This window comes from Paenibacillus tepidiphilus (assembly GCF_008635795.1).
GTDB classification, from domain to species: Bacteria; Bacillota; Bacilli; order Paenibacillales; family Paenibacillaceae; genus Paenibacillus_AQ; species Paenibacillus_AQ tepidiphilus.
Genome location: NZ_VWRQ01000018.1, coordinates 24669 through 40775 on the forward strand (window position 1 = coordinate 24669; position 16107 = coordinate 40775).

Sequence of the window (16107 nt, forward strand, 5' to 3'; positions counted from 1 at the left end):
AGGAGAGATTAAGTAGGCATGGCTAACAAGACTGTAATCAAACGCGTGAATGAGCATGTCGGGGAAACGGTTGTCATCGGTTCATGGGTGAACAACAAACGCTCCAGCGGCAAAATCCAGTTCCTGCAGCTTCGGGACGGCACCGGCTATATCCAGGGTGTTGTCGTGAAATCCGAAGTGCCGGAAGAAGTCTGGGAAGCCGCCAAGAGCCTTACCCAGGAAAGCTCACTGTATGTGACCGGTATCATCCGTGAAGAACCCCGTAGCCAGTCCGGCTATGAAATGACGGTTACCGGCATTGAAATTTTGCATCTTACCGAGAATTATCCGATCACCCCGAAGGAGCACGGCATCGATTATTTGATGGATCACCGCCATCTCTGGCTGCGCTCCAACAAGCAGCGGGCAATTCTGGTCATTCGCGCCGAAATTATCCGGGCGATTCAGCAGTTCTTCAACGAGAGCGGGTTCACCAAGGTTGACCCTCCGATTCTGACCCCGACGTCGGCGGAAGGCACAACCAACCTGTTCCATACCAAATATTTCGACGAGGATGCCTATCTGACACAGAGCGGCCAGCTTTATATGGAAGCTGCTGCCATGGCGCTCGGCCGGGTGTACTCCTTCGGTCCGACCTTCCGTGCGGAGAAATCGAAGACCCGCCGTCACTTGATCGAGTTCTGGATGATCGAGCCGGAGATGGCCTTCACCGACCACGAAGAGAGCTTGCGTGTGCAGGAGGAATTTATCAGCTTCATCGTACAGTCCGTCGTGCAGAACTGCCGTGCGGAGCTGGAGACGATCGGCCGCGATATTTCCAAGCTGGAGAACATCAAGGCTCCGTTCCCGCGCATTACGTATGACGAAGCGGTCAAATTCCTGAACGACAACGGTCATGAATTCACTTGGGGCGATGATTTCGGAGCACCGCATGAGACGGCGATTGCCGAAGCGCATGACAAGCCGGTATTCATCACCCATTATCCGGCGTCCTTCAAAGCCTTCTACATGAAACCGGACCCGAACCGTCCGGAGGTCGTGCTGTGTGCGGATATGATCGCGCCGGAGGGCTATGGGGAGATTATCGGGGGTTCCCAGCGTATTGATGATCCTGAGCTGCTGCAGCAGCGGTTCGAGGAGCACAATCTGTCCATGGACGCCTATAAATGGTATATGGATCTGCGCACCTACGGAACCGTGCCGCACTCCGGCTTCGGCCTGGGGCTGGAACGTACAGTGGCCTGGATCTGCGGACTGGACCATGTGCGTGAGACCATTCCATTCCCTCGTACGCTGTACCGTCTCTACCCGTAACAGTGTTGAGGGGGAGTTCTATGGACGGCAAAAGATGGACAACCTGGGGCGAAGGCGTGTCTTTCGGCCTGGAGAACGGAATGGCCGTCATTCCCTATGCGTTATTGAAGCATTACCGCAAGCTGGGGCTTACCGGCAGCGAAGCGATGCTGCTGATCCATCTGCTGGCCTTCCGGCAGGTGGAAGCCGTGGATTTTCCTTCGCTGGAGGAGCTGCAGGCCGTTACCGGCCGCAGCGCAGCTGCGATATCCGGGGAGCTGCAGAAGCTCATGAAGGATGGCTTCCTCAGTATCGACGAGGATATCGACGATCTGCGGGGCATCCACTATGAGCGCTACAATTTCTCCGGACTGTATGGCAAGCTGGGCGCCTATCTGGCGGATCTTGAGTCAGAGGCGTCGCCGGGTGGACTGAGAGACCGCTCTCCCGCCGGCAATCCGGCGGGAGGAGCCCGCAGCGACGGCTATTATTCCGCCGCAGCGGCAGCAGGCGCTGAGCCGGAGGAGAGCCGCAGCCTGTTCGGAATCTTCGAGAAGGAATTCGGCCGTCCGCTCTCGCCGATGGAATGCGAGACCATCTCCGGCTGGGTGGACCAGGACCGCTATCCGGAGGACCTGATCCTGCTCGCTTTGAAGGAGTCGGTATTCGCGGGCAAGGTACATTTCCGCTACATCGACCGGATTCTGCTGGAATGGTCGCGTAACCGGGTGAAGACGGCGGAGGACGCCAAAGCGTACACCCAGCGCTTCCGCACCGGCGGACGGTAGTGTCATAGTCGGGCCCCAGGCTTCTATTAACGAAGCCTGGGGTCCGTTTATTTTGGTAACACAAAAAGGCATTATCACAGCTGTGGCCAATGGCGACGGCAGTGATAATGCCTTAATATTTTATTGCAATATAGTTGATCTATTGGAGGGCCTTACGGACTTCTTCACCCATCTCACGTGAACGCTCTGCCGCCCGGAGCACTGCGGCTTTGACATGCTCCGTAAAATTGCCGTCGGACAATACTTGAATGGCCGCCTGGGTAGATCCGTTCGGTGAGGTAATAGCCTTGCGGAGTAACGCCGGGTCTTCCTTCGTTTCACGCATCATCATGACAGCACCCAGCACGGTCTGCTCCGTCAGAGTACGGGATTGTTCAGGAGACAATCCGCCCTCCACGCCGGCTGCAATCATCGCTTCCATCATGTAATAGATGTAAGCCGGACCCGATCCGGATACTCCGGTCAGGATCTCCTGCTGCTGCTCTTCTATCACCGCTACTGCACCTACCGATTCAAAGAAGGCGACAGTTGTACGCTGCTGTTCCTCGCTTACTTCCGGCGAGAAAGAAATGCCGGTCATCCCCTGGCCGATGGAGGAGGAGGTATTCGGCATCGCCCGGGCCACGGGCAGGTTCCGGCCCAGCAGCTGCTGGATCGTGGCGACCGAGAGGCCGGCAATAAACGAAATGATCAGCTGATGATCGGATACCAGCGGCCGCATCCGGCTAATCGCCTCACCGGCATCCTTGGGCTTCATTGCCAGACAGATGATAGAAGCCTCGCGTAGCATTTCGTCCTTGTCTGCCTGCGCGGCGGCTGTCCGCACACCATAGCTGCCGGACAGAAATTCCAACCGTTCCTGGTTGCTGCGGTTGAACATGGCAATTTGGACCGGCTGCGCCACTTGACGGGCAATCACTCCCCGGACAATGGCTTCCGCCATCGAGCCTGCGCCATAAAATGTGATCTTCTCATTACTCTGCAAAGGCGAGAAATTCAAATTGATAACCTCCCTGTTAAGGCCGGACTTGGCCGTTACCTTGGATCGTATATTTGGTGGATGTTAAAGCCGGCAGTCCCATCGGTCCCCGGGCATGCAGCTTCTGGGTACTGATTCCAATCTCCGCCCCGAAGCCGAATTCAAATCCGTCGGTGAAGCGGGTGGATACATTGTGGTAGACCGCTGCGGCATCCACCTCTTGTAAAAATATTGATGCATGCTGTTCATTTGTGGTCACTATACATTCGGAATGCTTAGTTCCGAAGCGGGTAATGTGCGCTATAGCTTCATCTAGATTAGCTACAATTTTCACATTAAGGATGTAGTCATTATACTCGGTAGCGTAATCCTGCTCAGTGGCTTCCTTCGCCCAGGAGATAAGCTCCTGGGTCCGTGCACAGCCTCTAAGCTCCACCTTTTCTTCCCGGAAGGCTTCGGCAAGTTGAAGCAAATACTGTTCTGCAAACCGTTCATGCACCAGCAGCGTCTCCATTGAATTACATACGGAGGGGCGCTGAACCTTGGCATTCAGGGCAATGGCCAGCGCCATCTGGAGACCGGCAGATTCATCGAGATACGTATGGCAGATGCCGGCTCCCGTCTCTATGACAGGCACGGTAGCGTTCTTGACGACATGCTGGATCAGCGCACTGCCGCCGCGCGGAATGACGACATCCAGCAGCCCGTTCGCTGTCAGCATCTCATCCACGGAGCGCCGGTCGGTATCTTCAATCAGCTGCAATGCCTCCGCCGGAACGTCAGACTTGGCAAGAGCGTCATGAATGAGCTCGACAATTTTGCGGTTGGAGCTGATGGCGGAAGAGCCGCCGCGCAGGACAACGGCATTGCCGGTCTTAATACACAAGCCGAAGGCGTCGACGGTGACATTTGGACGGGCTTCATAGATAATGCCGATCACGCCCAGCGGAACCCGCTTCTTCGTGATTAGCATGCCGTTGGGCCGCTCCAGCGTATCCAGGACTTCGCCGACCGGATCGGGCAGGTCCACGATCTGCCGCAAGCCCTCGGCAATGCCGGCAATCCGTGATTCGTTAAGCGCCAGACGGTCGAGCAGGGACTCCGAGGTGCCGTTTATCCGTCCGCGCTGTAAATCCTCTTCATTCGCTGCTATGATAGCTGCGGTACCCGCCAAGAGGGCGTCTGCCGCAGCCAGCAGCGCTGCGTCTTTCTGGGCGGTGCTAAGGCGGTTAAGGACAATGGCGGCTTGGCCGGAAAGCTGTGCTTTCTGAATAACTTCGCTCATAAGAATATTCAACCTCCATTTAGATGGGATTTATCAGGATTTCAAAGAAATCCATTCGTCGCGGTGGATAACCTCCAGCCGGTGTGGAATGCCGATCTTTCGGGCCGCTTCGGTGCTGGGCAGTCCATAAATTTCACTGAGCTGCTCGTGGTCATAATTAATAATTCCCCGTCCCAGAAGCTCGCCGCCCCGATTCAGCACCTCGACCACGTCCCCGCTGCGGAATTGGCCTTGGGCACTGCGGACTCCAACGGGCAGCAGGCTTTTGCCGCCGTGCAGCAGAGCTTCCTCGGCTCCGGGATCGACGGTCAGCGAGCCAAGCGGGGTGGAGAGAAAGCCCAGCCACTGCTTCTTGCGTGGCAGGGCGGAGAGCCTGGTGTTGAAATAGGTACCCCGCCCGCTGCCGGAAGCCGCTGCAAGCAATTCACCGGTCTTCTGCGCTTTGCCGACGAACACAGAGATGCCGCCGCGTACGGCAATTTTGGCTGCATCGAGCTTGGAACGCATCCCGCCTGTACCGACGGCGGTGCCGGCGCCGCCAGCCAAGGCGTAGATCTGTTCTGTAATTTCCTCTACGGAGGCAATGTGCACGGCATCGGCATGGTAACGGGGGTCCTTGGTATAGAGTCCGGGGGTATCTGTCAGAATGAGCAGCCGGTCGGCTTTGATCAGATTGGCTACCAGCGCAGACAGTGTATCGTTGTCGCCAAATTTCAGCTCATCTATAGAGACCGTGTCATTCTCGTTAATAATCGGCACAGCGCCTTGCTTCAGCAGCTCTTCGACAGCCATACTGGCATTGCCCATCCGTTTCCGGCTGTGAAAATCAGCCCGTGTCAGCAGCACCTGTGCTGCGGCAATACCGAAGCCGGCGAATGCCTCGCGGTAGGCCTGCATAAGCAGCGCCTGTCCGACCGCAGCGGCAGCCTGCTTCTCATGCAGCAGCTTGGGCCGCTCGGCATAGCCGATTTCACGAAATCCGGCGGCCACAGCACCGGAGGTGACGAGCAGCACCTCATAACCGGCAGTGCGCAGATTCGATAACTCGGCAGCAAAATAATGTACAGCTTCACGATCCAGCCCGCCGACCGGCGAGGTCAACGAGCTGCTGCCGATTTTAACGACGATTCGCCGTTCCACAGCAATTCCCCCTTTATTCTGGTAAAATAAAAAAACTTTCATCCTTTATGCAACAATATGCAAAAAGGACGAAAGTTTCACTTCCGCGGTACCACCTTCATTAATGGCCTGGAGCCATCCAACTTCAAGCCCGGTAACAGGGGCGTGCTGTCCGGTTTAAGTCGCCGGCCGTTCGGGGATAGGTTTCGGAAAGGGCAGGCGGTAAATTCTCGCAGCCGGTGGAATTTACTCTCTGATACGCCGCATCGCCTTCGTACTGGTCCCGTCATCACGTTTCTATGTAAGCTCTCGCTTTAATTATTGTATAGAATAACACGCAAACTTGCGCATTGCAAAGGAAAAACAATAATTGGATGGTTGCACTGGAAAATACGGAGCGGGCGGTGTTGTTAAGGAATTAGCGGTGTTTATCCGCCCTGTGAACGGGTAAAGTATTTATACCCTGTTGACAGGAGGTGGAAGCCAATGAGCAAGCATACCGATGATATTCAAACGGAGGAAGCGCTCAATTCTGCGGAAGCTGCGGAGTTCCAAAGTCAGAAGATCCGTGAGTTTGTTGCAGAGGAAGCGCCGGATAGCCGGACGCCGGGTCCTGTGGATGAGCATACCGCCCGTGTGCCCGACCAGCAGAACCGGATGATTTCGCAGCATAATTTGCGTAAGTAGGAATGGACGAGGCGTGAAGCCGAGGTAAAATAGAAGCTGTATCAACACAAAATGCCCTTATGGCTCTTAAATAGAGCGGTAAGGGCATTTTGTGTGGGAGGGAGAGGATTGCTGCCTCTCCTTATTCAGCCAGCCTGCTATTGCAGCCCGGCGACTACCGACTTAAACGTCTCGATAAAAGCCTCTGCCGCCTTGGACATATACCGTCCCTTCCGGTAAGCGATGACCAGTGTCCGGCTCGGTACAGGCTCCGCGAGCGGCAGATAGACCGGAACGAATTCGCTGCGGGGCGCGCGGGCGATAAAATGCGGCACCAGCGTGACGCCCATACCGGCGGCCACCAGAGACTGCACCGTCTCCATATTGTTGCTCTCGAACACAATTCGCGGTTCAAATCCCGCTGCCTGACAGAGCTCCATCGTCATGGTCCGGAAGCCTTGTCCTTCTTTGAGGACGATGAACGGCTCGTCCTTCAACTCCTCGAGCTTCGTGCGTTCGCCGGAGGACTGTCTTACAGAGAGCGGATGCTCGGCGGGCACAGCCAGGTCGATCCGTTCTTCCCCCAGCACCTCATAGGTCAGCGCAGGCATATCCAGCGGCAGCGAGAGCAGGCTGAGGTCCGTCTGGCCGCCTGCCGTCAGCTTCTCCAGGTTCATCGACGTATCTTCGAGCAGCGTGATTTCCACATCGGCATATTTGCGCTTGAAGACGGGCAGCACATGGGGGAGAAGATGTGCACCTGTGATCGGCATGCTCCCGACCACCACGCTGCCGGTACGCAGCTGCGAGATATCGGACATCTCCTGGCGCAGCAGTTCTACAGCGCTCAGGATCGACCCGGCCTTCTCGACGAATACCTGGCCGGCATAGGTCAGCTCCACGGAACTGGTGTTACGCTGAAACAGTACAACTCCCAGCTCCTTCTCCAGCTTCGAGAGCTGCTGGCTGAGCGAGGGCTGGGCGATATGCAGTTTGTCGGCGGCGCGCGAGAAGTTGCGCTCCGCTGCGATTTGCAGTGCGTACTGCAGTTGTCTGAATTCCATTGCGGCACTCCTTGTAAATAAACGTTACTTATAAGTATAGCCTACGGGAAGCGCTTTTTGTATCGTGCTTACATTAGAGTGCGTTACGGCGGGTTATCCGAAGTTTCATACATATTTGTTCAGAAATATGGGTAATGATCTATATTCAGCTAAGGAGGTCTATGACGATGAAGAAATCACTGCTACCGATAACAGCAACCTGCATTCTGCTGCCTGCCTTAATTCTGGGGGCGTGCAGCAACAATGATGCGGTTAACGAAACGGGGCCTGCGGCCACTGCTACGGCCTCAACTCCGGTTACTGAAGCTACAGCTTCGCCTGAGCCGATGCAAACTCCCGAAGAAACAGGAGCACAGGCTTCGGCCAGCCCGGAGGGTAACGGCGGGCGGTCGTCTGCAAGCCCTGAAGGAAGCGGAACGCATACGGGGAACCGCCCTGCTACGCAATCCTTTGATGCCTTAGAGGGAGGGGTGCCAGCGCAAACAGGCACACTTACACAAGGTGATGGATATTCGCTGTATGTATTTGACGGGTTTACCTTGGATGCGGCGGCAAGCCGGCTTTCATTGACTGAAGATCCCGGATATTATGCGGAGATAGAACCGCTGCCTTCCGGATATGACCTCGCCGCATTGAAGCAGCAAGGCCAGGAAGAACTGTCTGCCGCCGGAACACCTCAGGATTACAGCGGAGATCTGATTGAGCATCCTATGCGCTACGCAGAGCTTTACCTGCAGGTCAGCGGCGCAGAAGACTTGACGGACTATATGGTCTGGAAGAATCAGGCCGGGGACGCGTACCTTTTCCGCATTTACAACCCGAAGGGCGAGGTGTCCAGCGGCTTTGCGCCGTGGTTGACGGTGTCTTTGTCGACGGTTGAGGGAGAATAGGGCATCCACCATAATATGTACAATAAGCAGAATTGCGTTTCTCTGGTTAAGAGATCGCAGCTCTGCTTATTTCGGTGGCTTGGAGTTTTCTCATAGGAGTTAACGTTGTGAGTGGAGTTAAGGGGCTTTGTCTGGCTTTTAAGTTAAAGAAAGTACAAAAGAATACATAATGCTAAACTGGGGACTCCCAGCTTTAGAAAAGTCCCGGTGACCTCAAAACGCACATTTCGTTCTTCGTTACTTTCTCTGCTGTAGTTTGCCCTTAATCTGTCACCGCTGTTTAGTGATCCTGAGAAGATCATGGCAAGTATTAAAAGTCCGCCGCCCAAAAAACCGGAAATGGTTATAGCTAATTTTGGGTCAAACCAAGAAATGATAAAAATAATGAATGCGAACGAAAATCCATAAAATAGAGATTTATAAAAGAGCCTCATATAATCCACCTCCTATCCGTCATTCATATACCATATAACAGAATATATTATAATATATGGATTTGGTCGAGTGAAAGGGAATCACATCATCCCCTTATAGGCCACACCTATCAGAGCTATAGATATTATGTAGGGCAAACCCCTTGTGTATCAAGGGTTTGGAGTAGTCGTATTTATGAATGGGAACATATTGGGGACGGGAAATCACTTGCTGCTTTTGGTGCGAAGCATTGAATCGAAAACTTCTGCAGCTGCATGTTCAGCTTCTTCGAATACGTGGCCGTAAGTATTCATGGTGATCCGAATGTCTGAGTGACCAAGGCGATCAGATACAACTTTTGAATGAACGCCGCTGTTTATCAGCAATGAAGCACTGGTGTGTCGTAACTCATGAAATTTGATGTAGCGCAATCCACTATCCTTGATGAATTCAATCCATCGGTTGGAAATATAGGTTGCTCTATAGGGTGAGCCTATCGCCGTTGTGAAGACGTGCAAACGGTCATCGCCTTTCCATTCGCTGCCTAACTTTTCGCGCTCCCGAATACTCTGTTTTCGCAATTCCTTCAGTAAGTCCACAACAAGCTGAGGGATGGAGACAAGGCGATTAGCGTCTTGAGTTTTAGGGTCCGTAATGGTGTGGCCAGTCTTCTTGGTGTAAACCATTTGTTGCTCAATAGTGATCGTTCCCTTATCCAGATTAATGTGTCTCCACTCAAGGCCGGCAATTTCTCCTCTGCGTAAGCCAGTAGTGATTGCAAGAACGATAATAACCTTAAAAGCAAGGGGTTCTTTATCAAGTAGGACCGTCAACTGCTGGGCTTCTTGCTTGTTATAACAATTCGCTTTAGTTTTTTTGCGCTTTGGGTACTTCAGTCCATCCATGGGTGAAGAGGTAATGACTTTCCATGCAACCGCTACTTCAAAGATGTTCTTCAATAGCCGATGTAGAGATATCATTGTTGATTGAGCAAGCGGCTTCTTCTTTTTGCTTTTTCTGAATTTCGGATACGGAATCTTATTCATAAAGCTGACAATATGCATTGTTTTGAAATCATATAATTTGAAATGACCCAGGTGGGGGAGAAAGAGATTATCCAGCAGATATTCATTCATTTCCTCGGTCTTCACCGCATATAAGCCCTTGGCGTGCTTGGTCTTCCATTCCTCTACGAATGCAGAGAAGACCATTTTTTCTGGGGCGATATATGCGCCGGCTTCAACCTCTGCTTTAAATTTGTGCCACTCCGCATCCAACCAGTCTTTCTGCTTCTTTGGTGAAAGGCCCTCCGGCACCTTGACGGTCTTTAGTTCCCGGCCACGCTTTTGGTTTATGCCAGCTTCGGTTTCCACGGTAAGGCGGTATGAGTTCTTTCCCCGGTGCTCATAAGATGGCATCCTGTTTTCCTCCCTTCTACTTAGATCAAAGCGCTAGTCCTCTCTTCCATCACCTCCTTAATGAAGTGTAAAAATTTATAATAATTACTTTAGTCTTGTAAAAAACATGCTGTCGAACAAATGGAATTAAAGTCAAAAGGGTAGAGCTTTTATCGAATAGGCAGACAGAAGAAGGACATCCAGCTTTGTTGGAGAAATTGTTGTTCACCACAAACCACAATTCCCAGATAAAGGAGATGTCCCATTCATATGGTAACCCTCTACCTGCCCATCGTCAAGTTCATTTTGTCCCTCCATTTGCAGATGTCAAAGCCGCAGCTGGGCCATTTGTTTACGCTCGGTCAAGGCATTATTCTTTGTGCCGGGCGGAAGAATATCACTCAAATTCAGCATGCAGCCAAGGGCGATCGTCACTTAAGCAGCACGACGAATTTCCTGAATCATTCGCCGTGGTGTGTAAATCGCATGCAGCGTCGACGCATGGAAAGGATCATCAAACGAATTTCGGCTAAAGCTGGCGATACGTGTGCTCCCGTGTTTCTCATCGTGGACGACACGTGTTGTACGAAAGATAAGTCGACTCGCAAAATGGAGGGGCTCAGCTTTCAGTATGCTCACGAAGCCGGAAAAACGGTGTGGTGCCACTGCCTGGTCACTACACATGTGGTTGCTGCAGAGGGTTCATATGCCTGGGATTATCGGCCCTATTATTCCGAAAAGTATTGCCAGGCTCAGCGTCTACCTTTTAAGAGTAAAAATGATTTGGCGTTAGAGATGGTCGAGGCGTTCCCCATTCCCACAAATGAACGGGTCTACGTTCTCATGGATAGCTGGTATACCAGCGAAAAAGTGGTTAACGCGTGTAACCGCAAAGGATTTCATGTCATTGCCGCCGTCAAAACTAATCGCCGGATTCGTCCGGCAGGGATTAGCCTTCCTTTGGATGATTTTGCTCAGCAGTACATTCGCAAGTCTGACCTCCACTCCGTTATGGTAGAGGATCAGGGGAGGTACTGGGTCTACCCTTACGAGGGACCGGTGAGTGACATCGAAAATGTCAAACTGCTCTTGTCCTGGAAGGACGAATACACCGCTTCGAGCAAACCGCAGGTTTGTCTCCTATGCACGGATCTGTCTCTGGATCTCGTTACCATCCAAAGGTACTATCACGTGCGCTGGAATATCGAGACGGGGTATCGATACTTCAAGGAACTGCTTGGCTTTGACCACTATCAATTGCTATCACTTCAGGGCATTGAGCGCTTTTGGGCGATTCAGTTCTTGACGCAGAACTTCTTGGAGTGTCAGCGGCAAGAGTGGATGAAGCAGACGCCAAATCTTACGCTGGGTGATGTGGTGCGCCGCATTCGAGAAGAGCATTTCGGGCAAATGATCGTCTATGTGTATCAGCAAGCCCTGGAAAAGAAGCCTCTTTTCGACATTCTCAAACTGCTTCGACTCTCTGCCTAAAGCGCCTGAACTACCTAACACACTACAGCTCTGTCTTTTTCATGACATTCAAGTCGATTTCGCAACAATCAAGTAAAAATATGTATAAAAAATCACAAAATAAAAAAATAAAATAATTAATTAAATAAGGAAATGGTATTTACAAATGTAAAAAAAAGTTATAGAATTATATGGAAACACAATACATATTTTAGGAGGATTTAAATGAAAGTAATGAGAAAAACCGTGCTTTTGTTGTTTACTTCTGTGATGTTAATTAGTGGTTCGGCTTATGCTGCTGAAGAAAGTGTGGACAGTTCGCCTGCAGAAGTAAAGATCAGTAACCCATTCACCGAAAAGGTCCTTAGTGCTCCAAAAACTGTAGATGTCTTAGAGTCTTCTATTGTTTTCAATGAAGGAGCACCTACTTCAGAAAAGCTTCTTAGAGTAGAGAAAGTTGATTTAGATGGCATTGATGAAGTTACAGGTAAGATCGTGGACAAGAAAGCATTAAAAGAATCCTTAAGTAAGTCTTATAAATCAGGCACAAACGTTGAAGGTATATTCAACAAGATTATTGAAACAGAAGCAACAAAAGGAAGCGATTCTCTTATTTCTCCAATGAGTTATTACGAAGGGCAAGTCGTTTTGCAAGATTGGACTAAAGGACCTTATCTTGATTCCCAGAATTATATGGTTCGCTACAACACCACATGGCTTTCTGAAGATAACTATAGATCATCTGTACCGATTACAATCAACTATACAAAAACTCAAAAAGTCTCCCTTACCATAAACTGGACTGGTTCTGATGAAATTAAAAAGAAATTTGGATTTACTGTAGGTGGCTCAGCAGAACAGCAAACCTCAATTTCACAAGGAGCTGCTATTCCTGCTTGGACTGTTTGGGGCACTAGACCATACATCCATTACAGAAATGATAACTACTCCGGAGAATACTGCTTGACAATATGGGCCGGTGGGGCTTTGAATAATTATTATTATACAAAAACTGGAACTAATACTATTGTGATTTCAAAAGCCAATGAGTACTGGTCAAGAGTGAATGAATCTAAAAATTTAAATGCGACTACTCCGACATTTCCAACTACAGCCCCCAATGTTTAACAGAAAGCAACAAAAAATGTCCTCGAACAAAAATTCGAGGACATTTTTGTTTCAAGTGTGCAATAATTTAAAAAGGAGGAGGTACTTATGAAAAAAACACTAATTGGAGCAATATTTTTATTTTCTGGGATGGTCACATGTCTGACTATTATTATCCTAGCAGCTAACGTTCTACCTTCAATAGACACTTATACTGGAACAAAAATATGGTTTGCAATTTTTGGTGCGTCTGGCTATGAAATCTATAGTTTGAACTTGGGGGTCCCTTTTATAATTGGAATAATCTTTGTGACGCTTGGTTTTATTATATTAGTTAAAGAGTTACTGGCAGATTATTTTACTAAAAGGTAGTCAAGTAACCTTAAGTTATGGGACATATTTTAAAGTGGTTATTCGTTTTTATTGGTCTACTGACATAATCGGTAGGCTTTTTTCCATGAAATAATATATGCAAAATATATGAAGGTCAGCCCGGCCGGCCAATTCATGGCGAATATCCGCGACCATCCCGGCAGCCTGCCGGTAGGTTTCGGCCGGTTTCCATCCGGCCATCATCAGGCAGACAGATCGAATGCCATTAAATACGTTGCTTATTATCCTGGAGCCCGAGAGCGTCCTTCAAACCTGTTTGCAAGACCTGGGAGAAGTTTAATCCGGCTTCGTCTGCGGCATTGCGCAGCCACTTCGGGAGGGTGCAATTTTTCGTTACGGCCTTGTTCGCTGCAGCATCCCGATACGGTGGCATATAGACTTCAACGAAGACAATACGATCGCTTGCGTCATAAAGCTCGATCTGTTCCGGCTCAGAAGGATCAGGCAAAGACTGTCCGGATTCCTCTAATTCTTGTGCACGAAAGGCCAACAACTCTTTGGCACGCGATAACCCCTCTGTAAGCTCGACAGCTGTGACGGCAGTCCCGGGAAAGTCGGGAAAGTACATACTCAAATTCGTTTCGGCACGCTCAACAACGATAGGATAGATGTAATGGGTTTTCAACATTTTCACGCTCCTTTGATACACAGGTGGTCATAGGTGGAGAAACAGCCGGGGTTAGAATGTAACCCCGGAAGTCCGTTCGATGCTTTTTAGTGTACCCTTTGCTAATGTATCGCCCATGCTGTGAATAGCAACGTCGGCGTATTTAGTAGGGTCTTGCGGGTTTATGTATCGCTGATGTCTTGTTCCTTTACCGTGATTCGGCGATTTGATAAACCCGGCTTGCTTTAAGGCTTGAATCACCTCGTGCACCGTTCGTTGTTTCCCCTCCTATGACCTCCTTTCTATACCTTTATTATACACGCATAAATTACACGCGTCAATATAAAATACGCATAATTTATGCGTGTTTACCTGCCTGCAAATCCTCACTGTTCAACCTCACTCTACAGTATAATCCCGCATATCCCGGCCAGCCTTCGGCAGTCACCGCCGCCAGCGCCTGGTCGGCCGTCAAATGTTGGTACTGATCGCCGTTACGTATTTCGATGTGGTGCTGGTCTCTCAACAGCAATAAGCTGCCGTCGTCATGCTGCAGGCTGACCGATCCGGCCGCTAAATCCACCACCAGCCGGCCTACGGTGTAGCCCGCAATGATATCGGCCGTTTCCCTCATGTGTTCACTAAGCATCGTATCCCACCCCTCGGCGGCATTCAGGCTGTGTCTGAATATAAAGGACCGGCTGGCCATAAGCCGAATCCTCATTGTCCCAGCGCTTGATATCTGCGTATCGGCTTACAGCGATGGCATAGGGGATTTTAACGGGATACCATTGCGCAACTTCTTTGGCACGCCGAGACGTCAACTTCGGACGCTCATAGGAACGCCAGCGGGAAGGATGCTCTGGGTCGAAAAAAAGGTCAGTGAATTGCTGAAGAGTCATGGATTGTTCGGACATCGACATTGTTCCTTTCACTAATAATGTCATTGTCCCCATGGGGACAAATTGGGGACGAAATGTTTAGTATCTGTCCCCAACAGACCCCGAACTAGCATAAACACGATTTTGATAAACCCTTATGTAGCAAGGCGTTTACCAGCCTACCCCAACCCACCTTATAGGCCACACCTATCAGAGCTATAGATATCATATCTTGGAATTATAAACGGGGCGATGTTATATTTAGAGCATTCAAGGGAGACTCCACTCTCTCTTCCCGTGAACGATTCTATTCTATGAGGTGAAAATAATGAGCAACAAGACTATGTTTGAGAAAATCTGGGACAATCACGTAATCCATCAGGAAGAAGGAAAACCAAGCATTCTGTACATCGACCTGCACCTGGTCCATGAGGTCACTTCGCCGCAGGCGTTTGAGGGACTGCGATTGAGCGGCCGCAAGGTGCGCCGTCCGGAATTGACTTTTGCGACAATGGATCACAATGTTCCGACCAAAGACCGCTATAACATTACCGATCCGATCTCCAAGCAGCAGATTGATACGCTGTCCAAGAACTGCCAGGACTTTGGCGTGCGGTTGTTCGATCTGAACGATATCGACCAGGGCGTTGTCCACGTTATGGGACCGGAAATCGGCTTGACCCATCCGGGTAAAACGATTGTCTGCGGCGACAGCCATACCTCTACACACGGCGCCTTCGGCGCACTGGCTTTCGGTATCGGAACAAGTGAGGTTGAGCATGTACTGGCTACCCAGTGCCTGCAGCAGTCCAAAGCCAAGACGATGGAGGTCCGCTTCGTCGGGAAACGCAATCCCGGCGTCACCGCCAAGGATATGATTCTCGGCGTTATCGCCAAGTACGGTACAGATTTTGCTACCGGCTATGTTATCGAGTATACAGGCGAGGCTATTCGCGAGCTGTCGATGGAAGAGCGCATGACCGTGTGCAACATGTCGATCGAGGGCGGAGCCAGAGCCGGCCTGATTGCACCGGATGAGACGACCTTCAATTACCTGCGCGGCCGGCAATATGTGCCGCAAGGCGAGGCCTATGATGCATTCGTAGAGTCCTGGAAACAGCTGGTGAGCGACGAAGGCGCACAGTACGACACTGTGGTGGAATTCGATGTAGAAACACTGATTCCGCAGGTAACCTGGGGAACAAGCCCGGGCATGGGCACCGACATCAGCTCAAGCGTGCCGAATCCGGCCGATCTGCCTACCGAAAATGAACGCAAAGCCGCCGAAAAGGCGCTGGAATATATGGACCTCAAGCCGGGTACACCGATGGCCGAAATCGACATCGATTATGTCTTCATCGGCTCCTGTACGAACGGGCGGATCGAGGATTTGCGCGCAGCGGCCCAGGTAGCGAAGGGGCATAAAGTATCCGATAAAGTCACAGCCATCGTGGTACCGGGCTCCGGACGCGTGAAGCTGCAGGCGGAGAAGGAAGGGCTTGACCGGATCTTTACGGAAGCCGGGTTTGAATGGCGCGAAGCGGGCTGCAGTATGTGTCTGGCAATGAATCCGGATGTTCTGCAGCCGGGTCAGCGCTGCGCATCGACCTCCAACCGCAACTTTGAAGGCCGTCAGGGACGCGGCGGACGTACGCATCTCGTATCTCCGGCTATGGCCGCTGCCGCTGCCATCAAAGGCCGCTTCACCGATGTGCGCGACTGGAACTACAAGACGGAAGCCGTCAACGCCTAGA

17 protein-coding genes are annotated in these 16107 nt (G+C 51.0%); 8 read left to right on the plus strand and 9 right to left on the minus strand.

Translation table 11 applies throughout. The features are described 5' to 3' along the window. The first annotated feature begins 18 nt into the window (after positions 1 to 18). Both asnS and F1379_RS21060 read left to right on the plus strand, forming a co-directional pair. Positions 19 to 1314: an asparagine--tRNA ligase gene (gene asnS / locus F1379_RS21055; RefSeq protein ID WP_150273615.1), complete on the plus strand. Its 1296-nt coding sequence runs from the start codon at positions 19 to 21 to the stop codon at positions 1312 to 1314. 20 nt (positions 1315 to 1334) lie between these two features. Further along, positions 1335 to 2081 carry a DnaD domain-containing protein gene (locus F1379_RS21060; RefSeq protein ID WP_150273617.1) on the plus strand — a complete coding sequence of 249 codons (747 nt, stop codon included), beginning with the start codon at positions 1335 to 1337 and terminating at the stop codon, positions 2079 to 2081. A gap of 139 nt (positions 2082 to 2220) precedes the next feature. On the opposite strand, the gene proC is transcribed toward F1379_RS21060, so the two are convergent. The 3 genes from proC to proB are packed head-to-tail and all read right to left on the minus strand — an operon-like array spanning position 2221 to position 5527. Then, positions 2221 to 3081, minus strand: coding sequence for a pyrroline-5-carboxylate reductase (gene proC / locus F1379_RS21065; protein WP_275262630.1), 861 nt, complete (start codon positions 3079 to 3081; stop codon positions 2221 to 2223). A 16-nt stretch (positions 3082 to 3097) separates the two neighbouring features. Then, on the minus strand, positions 3098 to 4345 hold the full coding sequence (locus tag F1379_RS21070) for a glutamate-5-semialdehyde dehydrogenase (RefSeq protein WP_150273619.1): 1248 nt from the start codon (positions 4343 to 4345) through the stop codon (positions 3098 to 3100). Between the two features lie 33 nt (positions 4346 to 4378). Next, entirely contained in the window at positions 4379 to 5527 is a 1149-nt protein-coding gene (gene proB / locus F1379_RS21075; RefSeq protein ID WP_150273621.1) for a glutamate 5-kinase, read from the minus strand. Positions 5528 to 5950: 423 nt separating this feature from the next. Between proB and F1379_RS21080 the strand changes: the two genes are divergently transcribed. After that, on the plus strand, positions 5951 to 6151 hold the full coding sequence (locus F1379_RS21080) for a hypothetical protein (RefSeq protein ID WP_150273623.1): 201 nt from the start codon (positions 5951 to 5953) through the stop codon (positions 6149 to 6151). A 137-nt stretch (positions 6152 to 6288) separates the two neighbouring features. On the opposite strand, the gene F1379_RS21085 is transcribed toward F1379_RS21080, so the two are convergent. After that, positions 6289 to 7194, minus strand: a complete 906-nt coding sequence (locus F1379_RS21085; protein WP_150273625.1) for a LysR family transcriptional regulator — start codon at positions 7192 to 7194, stop codon at positions 6289 to 6291. Between the two features lie 167 nt (positions 7195 to 7361). On the opposite strand from F1379_RS21085, the gene F1379_RS21090 reads away from it, so the two are divergent. Then, a complete protein-coding gene (locus F1379_RS21090; RefSeq protein WP_150273628.1) occupies positions 7362 to 8084 on the plus strand; it encodes a hypothetical protein in 723 nt (240 codons plus the stop codon). A 143-nt stretch (positions 8085 to 8227) separates the two neighbouring features. Here F1379_RS21090 and F1379_RS30705 read toward each other — a convergent pair whose 3' ends face one another. Further along, a complete protein-coding gene (locus F1379_RS30705) occupies positions 8228 to 8518 on the minus strand; it encodes a DUF5316 family protein (protein WP_162551230.1) in 291 nt (96 codons plus the stop codon). Between the two features lie 204 nt (positions 8519 to 8722). Beyond that, the gene (locus F1379_RS21095; RefSeq protein WP_150273642.1) at positions 8723 to 9916 is read right to left on the minus strand and encodes a site-specific integrase; all 1194 of its coding nucleotides are present in this window, start codon (positions 9914 to 9916) and stop codon (positions 8723 to 8725) included. Positions 9917 to 10165: 249 nt separating this feature from the next. Here F1379_RS21095 and F1379_RS21100 point away from each other — a divergent pair, with 249 nt between their 5' ends. From F1379_RS21100 to F1379_RS21110, 3 genes are all read left to right on the plus strand, one after another. Then, a complete protein-coding gene (locus F1379_RS21100; RefSeq protein WP_150273644.1) occupies positions 10166 to 11386 on the plus strand; it encodes an IS701 family transposase in 1221 nt (406 codons plus the stop codon). Between the two features lie 204 nt (positions 11387 to 11590). Further along, positions 11591 to 12493, plus strand: coding sequence for a hypothetical protein (locus tag F1379_RS21105; RefSeq protein WP_150273646.1), 903 nt, complete (start codon positions 11591 to 11593; stop codon positions 12491 to 12493). Between the two features lie 87 nt (positions 12494 to 12580). Beyond that, entirely contained in the window at positions 12581 to 12844 is a 264-nt protein-coding gene (locus F1379_RS21110; RefSeq protein WP_150273648.1) for a hypothetical protein, read from the plus strand. 226 nt (positions 12845 to 13070) lie between these two features. Here F1379_RS21110 and F1379_RS21115 read toward each other — a convergent pair whose 3' ends face one another. The 3 genes from F1379_RS21115 to F1379_RS21125 all read right to left on the minus strand — a co-directional run bounded on the left by F1379_RS21115 (position 13071) and on the right by F1379_RS21125 (position 14181). Further along, positions 13071 to 13493, minus strand: a complete 423-nt coding sequence (locus F1379_RS21115) for a type II toxin-antitoxin system HicB family antitoxin (protein WP_150273650.1) — start codon at positions 13491 to 13493, stop codon at positions 13071 to 13073. A gap of 51 nt (positions 13494 to 13544) precedes the next feature. Continuing rightward, positions 13545 to 13742 (minus strand): type II toxin-antitoxin system HicA family toxin, encoded by a 198-nt coding sequence (locus tag F1379_RS21120; protein ID WP_150273652.1) that lies wholly within the window; start codon positions 13740 to 13742, stop codon positions 13545 to 13547. Positions 13743 to 13830: 88 nt separating this feature from the next. Then, a complete protein-coding gene (locus F1379_RS21125; RefSeq protein WP_150273654.1) occupies positions 13831 to 14181 on the minus strand; it encodes a hypothetical protein in 351 nt (116 codons plus the stop codon). Positions 14182 to 14681: 500 nt separating this feature from the next. On the opposite strand from F1379_RS21125, the gene leuC reads away from it, so the two are divergent. Continuing rightward, positions 14682 to 16106: a 3-isopropylmalate dehydratase large subunit gene (leuC, locus tag F1379_RS21130; protein ID WP_150273656.1), complete on the plus strand. Its 1425-nt coding sequence runs from the start codon at positions 14682 to 14684 to the stop codon at positions 16104 to 16106. Position 16107: the final 1 nt, after the last annotated feature.